We start from the raw sequence: 5,483 nt of genomic DNA, 5'->3' as shown, positions 1-5,483 counted from the left end.
TCTTCGCGGGCAACTACTGGTGGCTCGTCTTCCCGATCATGGGGATGGCGGGCGGAGCAGCGAAGGCATGGGAGCGCAGCTCCAAGCGCCGCCACGAACGCAGGATAGAGACTCTGCGCCTCAAGGCCGAGATCAAGGCCGCCCAGCTCGAGGCGCGGGGCAAGACTCTGAAGGTCGTGCCCGAGATCGTCGACACGACGGCATCCGTCACCCCGAACAGCCTGCTCGAACGCCTGTTCGCCGAGCACGACGAGATCACCGCGCGCTGGCTCGACTACGAACTCGACGTCGCCAAGCTGATCGCGTACCCCGCGATGAGCGACGGCCGGCAGCCGCTGGTCGCCGCCTTCCTGCGGGCGAAGAAGACCGCGGATGCTCTGCGCCCGGCATCCGCCGACGCGAGCGTGTCTGAGCGCCAGGTCTCGGAGTACCTGGATGCCGTGGGCGCGTATGCGGTGGCGTTCGAGATCGCCGAGAAGGATGCCCGCAGGCTGCGCGACTCGACCTTCACCGAACCCGAGCGCAAGCGTCTCGATCGCGCACAGCAGCTGCTCAAGGTCGCGGTCGACGAATCCGCCACCCAAGCCGAGCGCAACGTCGCGTACCGCCGGGTGCGCGACGAACTCGAAGGACTGATCCTGCTGAGCGACGAAGCCGTGCAGGTGCTCGAGAAGCAGGTCGCGCGCGAGCTCACCTCACCGGCCGCGGATGCGGCGGCACCGCCCACTCAGGGGGCGGCGCAGCCCTCCCCACCCCACCCCGACGCCGAGCGGATGCCGAGGCGCACCGCAGAGGAGACGCCATGACGCCCGAGAACATCACAGGTCCGATCTGCGTGCACGCCGAGGCCCCCGCGTGGTCGACGGCCTGGGGCGGGCTGCGCTGGGTCGACGGCGACGCGGCCGACCTCGTCACGCTGCGCGCCGACGGCATCCACCGCCTGCATCTCGACGACGACTACGCGGCATTCGTGCGCCCTCGGGAATCCGGCGGATTCATCGCGATGGGTTCGCGTCACGCACACCTCGCCGATTCCGCCGACGGCCCGACCCGGGTGGCCGCGACCTTCGATCTCGGTTCGGCCCGCTTCAACGACGGCACGGTGGATCCGCTCGGCCGTCTGCTCGCCGGATCCATGGCGCTCGACGACGCGGGGCCCGTGGGGCGCGTGCTGCGCCTCGACGCGGATCTGACGGCGACCGAGGTGCTCACGGGCGTGGAGACCTCGAACGGCGTGGGCTTCACCCCCGACCAGCGGCGGGCGTACTACGTCGACACCGCCACGGGCCGCATCGACGTGTTCGACGTCGATGCCGGAGAGCTCGCGCACCGGCGCCCGTTCGTCACCGTCCCCGAGGGTCAGGGCGCTCCCGACGGGCTCACGGTGGCGGCCGACGGTTCGGTCTGGGTCGCGCTGTGGGGCGGAGGAGCCGTGCACGGCTATGCGCCCGACGGCACCCGGATCGTCCGCATCGAGCTGCCGGTGCCTCAGGTGACCGCGTGCACGTTCGGCGGAGACGACCTCGACACGCTGTTCATCACGACCTCGGCGCAGGGCCTCGACCCCGATCACGGCACCGAGGCGGGATCGGTGTTCGCGGTCGACGCCGGCGTGCGCGGCCTGCCGATCATGCCCTTCGCAGGCTGAACGCCCGGGCGCGGGACCCACCCGACACCGCCGACATCACGGAAGTGTGCAGAGACATGAAGACGATCGTCATCACCGGGGCATCCGACGGCATCGGCGCAGCCGCCGCGCGCCAGCTCACGTCATCCGGACACCGGCTGATCGTCGTGGGCCGGTCGGTCGAGAAGACTCGGGCGGTCGCGGCCGACGCGGGGGCCGAGTGGTTCACGGCCGACTTCGCGCGGCTCGACGACGTGCGCGAGCTCGCCACCACGATCGCGGATGCCGTCGGCGACGACGGCATCGATGTGCTCGCGAACAACGCCGGCGGGATCTTCGGCGATCGCACGCCCACCGTCGACGGACACGAGAAGACGTTCCAGGTCAACCATCTCGCGCCCTTCCTGCTGACGAACCTGCTGATGCCGCAGTTGCTCGTGGGCAGTGGTGCCGCCGTGATCAACACCTCGAGCGTGGGCCATCGGCTGTTCGGACACCTCGACGTCGACGACCTCGACAACTCCCGCAAGTACAGCGCCAACAAGGCCTATGGCGATGCGAAGCTGGCGAATGTGCTCTTCACCCGGAGTCTGCACACGAAGTTCCATGCCGCCGGGCTGAGCTCGGTCGCCTTCCATCCGGGCACCGTGCGCACGAACTTCGCCGCCGACTCGTCGAGCGTCATGCGCCTCGTCTATCAGAGCTTCCTCGGGCGGTTCCTCCTCACGGGCGTCGAGGAGGGCGGGAGCGTGCTGCGATGGTTCATCGAGGGCACCCCCGATCAGACGTGGTTCTCCGGCGCGTACTACGACGAGCGCACTCTGAGCAATCGGGTCAATCCGCAGGTGGATGACGCCGAACTCGCCGAGGCGCTGTGGCAGAAGAGCGCCGAGCTCGTCGGCATCCCCGTCGGCTGACGCCCCCTGCTTTCGAATCGCGCACTTTGCAGTTTCCGGAGCCTGAAAACTGCAAAGTGCGCGATTCGAAAGGCGGGTCGAAGGGTGGGGGAACCAGGGGTATGCTGGCACACCGGGTCGTGTGACCTCTCAGAGCGCGAAAGGCGGTGATGGCGATGTCCGGTGATAGTTGCGACGCCGCCTTCGTTGCGTCGCCTCTGACGGCATCCGTGCGTTGAGCTCCGGCTCCGCATCTGCCCGTCCTGCTCCGCAGCCGTCGGCGGCGTCATCCGCCCCCTGACGAATCCTGCGCACGCCCCTTCGACCCGGCGTGCGCCTGCGAGAACGGAGCCAGCCATGGCCCTCATCGACAACGGCGTGTACGTGCACGGACGCCGCGTGGAGACCCCGAAGAACCTCGACGAGACCTACCGGTCGCTCGATGCGCACGGCGGCATCGCCTGGATCGGCCTGTATCGACCGAGCCCGCAGGAGGTCGCCTCGGTCGCTCGCGAGTTCGACCTGCATCCGCTCGCCGTCGAGGACGCTCTCTCGGGCCACCAGCGGTCGAAGGTCGAGCGCTACGGCGACACGCTCTTCGCCGTGCTGCGCCCCGCCCGCTACCGCGACGAGCAGGAGTCGATCGAGTTCGGCGAGCTGCACCTGTTCGTCGGGCCCGACTTCGTCGTGACGATCCGGCACGCCGAGTCTCCCGACCTGGCCGCCGTGCGCCGCCGCATGGAGGCGCACCCCGAGCTGCTCGCGATGGGGCCCGAGGCGGTGTTCTACGCGATCCTCGATGAGGTCGTCGACGGATATGAGCCGATCGTGACCGGGCTGCTCAACGACATCGACGAGATCGAGGACCAGCTCTTCGGCGACAGCGATGACGACGCCCTCTCACGCCGCATCTACGAGCTCTCGCGCGAGGTCATCAACTTCCAGCGGGCCGTGCACCCGCTGGCCGGGATGCTGGAGTGGCTGCGTCGAGGGTCGCAGAAGTACCGCATCGACGAGGAGCTGCAGCGCTCGCTGCGCGATGTGCTCGACCACGTCATCCGGGTCAACGAGCGCGTCGACTCGTTCCGTGCGATCCTCGAGAACGCCCTGACGGTGCACTCGGCCCTGGTCGCGCGCCGTCAGACCGAGGCGGGGCTCGCGCAGAACGACGAGATCAAGAAGATCTCGTCGTGGGCGGCGATCATCTTCGCGCCGACCCTGGTCGGCACGGTCTACGGCATGAACTTCGAGGGGATGCCGGAACTCGGCTGGTCGTTCGGATATCCGATGGCGATCGGCGCGATGGCGGCGTTCGCCGTCGGGCTCTACGGGGTGTTCAAGTACAAGAAGTGGCTGTGAGCCGCGGATCGCTCAACCGCGAGCGGTGCGCTCGGCCTCTTTCGCGGCCACGATCTTGCGCAGCCCCGAGCTCGAGAAGCGGTGGTCGCGCGAGTTGAAGTACAGCTCGATGCCGCGCTCCTCGCAGTACTCCCGGCCGGTGAAGTCGCGGTCCGCGTATTCGTCTCCCACGATGCGCACATCGATCTTGAACGAGCGGAGGATGTCTTCGAGGTCCTGCTCGGTCGAGTAGGGCACGATCTCGTCGACGTACTCGCAGCCGCGCAGCTGGATGTACCTCTCGACCACGGTCTGGGTCGGCGCGTTCTTCTCGGGGCGGTCGAGAGTCGGGTCCATCTGCAGCCCGCAGATCAGGTAGTCGCACTGCCGCTTGGCCTCGGCCAGCATCATGATGTGCCCCGCGTGCAGCAGATCGAAGGTCGAGAATGTGATCCCGATGCGTGGTCCCGGGTTGTAATCCTGGTGCTTGGTGACGTGCTCGTCTGACATTCGCTCCCCCTCATGAATCGTGCGGTCGTCCCAGGAGATCCTATAGAGCGCACGCGCCCGGCCCCTGCCGCGCGGCCGCACGCAGTGCCTCGCAGAGCGGAATACCGACACTCCGCCAGTAGGCTCGTCAGCGTGTCGAACGCCGAATCCCCCGCATCCGCCGCCGCCGATCTGCGCCGCCTCGCCGCACTGCTCGCGGGCACCGACCCGCTGAACTGGGTCATCACCGGAGACTCGATCACACATGGGCTCGTACACACGCAGGGAGGCCGCAGCTACGCCGAGCACCTGCACGAGCTGATCCGCGGCGAGCTCGGCCGCACCCGCGACGCCGTGATCAACACCGCCATCAGCGGCCACCGCATGCCTGACATCCTCGGCGACTTCGACCGACGTGTGGAGTCCTGGCGCCCCGATGTCGTCACGCTCATGATCGGCACCAACGACATGTCCACGCTGCCGGACAGCCCGTTCGTCACTCCGGCCGAGTTCGCGGCCTCGCTGCGCGATTTCGTGGCACGCGTGCGAGCTCTCGGCGCCATCCCCGTGCTGCAGACGCCGCCGTCGATCGACACCCCCAACGCCCCCGGGCGCGAGCGGATCGCGGAGTTCGCCGACGCCGTGCGCGAGGTCGCCGCGAGCGACGACGTGATCCTCGTCGACCAGAACGCGCGATTCTCCGACCTCGGCGACGGCGGAGTGCCGTGGGGCCTCATGAACGACCCGTTCCACCCGAATGCCGCCGGTCACGCGGCGCTCGCTCTCGAGCTCGCGACGACACTGCGCATGCAGCCTCAGGCCGATCCCGGTCGCACGCTTCCCCTTCTCGAGGCGCAGGTCAGGGCCGCGCGCCTCTAACCCACCCGCGGCCCCCGGCCTCCGGCCCCGCGCCTCCTGCAGGATGCGGGGTCACTAATGCATCCCCGAACGCCCGTTCCGGTGCGAAATCGACCCCGCACCCTGCTCATCGCGCGCTGCCTGCGACTGCTCGCCACGCCGAGCCCCGTGGCGGGGAGCACACCGACCGCCAAAGCCAGCCCGATCTGCGGATCGCCGAGAGTGGCGATGCCCGCCGGCAGAGCGAGCACCACCCCGTGCAGGGCGTTCCGCCA

At 68.8% G+C, this 5,483-nt stretch carries 6 protein-coding genes; 5 read left to right on the top strand and 1 reads right to left on the bottom strand.

What is annotated here, in order from left to right:
- The 4 genes from RWO82_RS14970 to RWO82_RS14955 form a co-directional block, all read left to right on the top strand.
- A partial coding sequence (locus tag RWO82_RS14970; RefSeq protein WP_314428325.1) for a hypothetical protein occupies window positions 1-806 on the top strand: 806 nt, incomplete at its 5' end.
- Window positions 803-1,648 carry an SMP-30/gluconolactonase/LRE family protein gene (locus RWO82_RS14965; RefSeq protein ID WP_314428324.1) on the top strand — a complete coding sequence of 282 codons (846 nt, stop codon included), beginning with the start codon at window positions 803-805 and terminating at the stop codon, window positions 1,646-1,648. The genes RWO82_RS14970 and RWO82_RS14965, both read left to right, overlap by 4 nt.
- A gap of 56 nt (window positions 1,649-1,704) precedes the next feature.
- Window positions 1,705-2,544 (top strand): SDR family NAD(P)-dependent oxidoreductase, encoded by an 840-nt coding sequence (locus RWO82_RS14960; protein WP_314428323.1) that lies wholly within the window; start codon window positions 1,705-1,707, stop codon window positions 2,542-2,544.
- Window positions 2,545-2,880: 336 nt separating this feature from the next.
- Complete coding sequence (locus tag RWO82_RS14955) at window positions 2,881-3,882, top strand: magnesium and cobalt transport protein CorA (RefSeq protein WP_314428322.1); 1,002 nt, start codon at window positions 2,881-2,883, stop codon at window positions 3,880-3,882.
- A gap of 12 nt (window positions 3,883-3,894) precedes the next feature.
- On the opposite strand, the gene RWO82_RS14950 is transcribed toward RWO82_RS14955, so the two are convergent.
- Window positions 3,895-4,371: an adenylyltransferase/cytidyltransferase family protein gene (locus tag RWO82_RS14950; protein ID WP_314428321.1), complete on the bottom strand. Its 477-nt coding sequence runs from the start codon at window positions 4,369-4,371 to the stop codon at window positions 3,895-3,897.
- A gap of 132 nt (window positions 4,372-4,503) precedes the next feature.
- Here RWO82_RS14950 and RWO82_RS14945 point away from each other — a divergent pair, with 132 nt between their 5' ends.
- A complete protein-coding gene (locus RWO82_RS14945) occupies window positions 4,504-5,229 on the top strand; it encodes an SGNH/GDSL hydrolase family protein (RefSeq protein WP_314428320.1) in 726 nt (241 codons plus the stop codon).
- The last annotated feature ends 254 nt before the right edge of the window (window positions 5,230-5,483 follow it).

This window comes from uncultured Microbacterium sp. (assembly GCF_963521645.1).
GTDB lineage: Bacteria > Actinomycetota > Actinomycetes > Actinomycetales > Microbacteriaceae > Microbacterium.
This window is presented reverse-complemented; position numbering and strand designations above follow the sequence as displayed.

What these genes read in the sequence shown, in the direction of transcription:
- RWO82_RS14965 (WP_314428324.1), top strand. Translation starts at nt 803, where the DNA reads ATGACGCCCGAGAACATCACAGGTCCGATCTGCGTGCACGCCGAGGCC.
- RWO82_RS14960 (WP_314428323.1), top strand. Translation starts at nt 1,705, where the DNA reads ATGAAGACGATCGTCATCACCGGGGCATCCGACGGCATCGGCGCAGCC.
- RWO82_RS14955 (WP_314428322.1), top strand. Translation starts at nt 2,881, where the DNA reads ATGGCCCTCATCGACAACGGCGTGTACGTGCACGGACGCCGCGTGGAG.
- RWO82_RS14950 (WP_314428321.1), bottom strand. Translation starts at nt 4,371, where the DNA reads ATGTCAGACGAGCACGTCACCAAGCACCAGGATTACAACCCGGGACCA.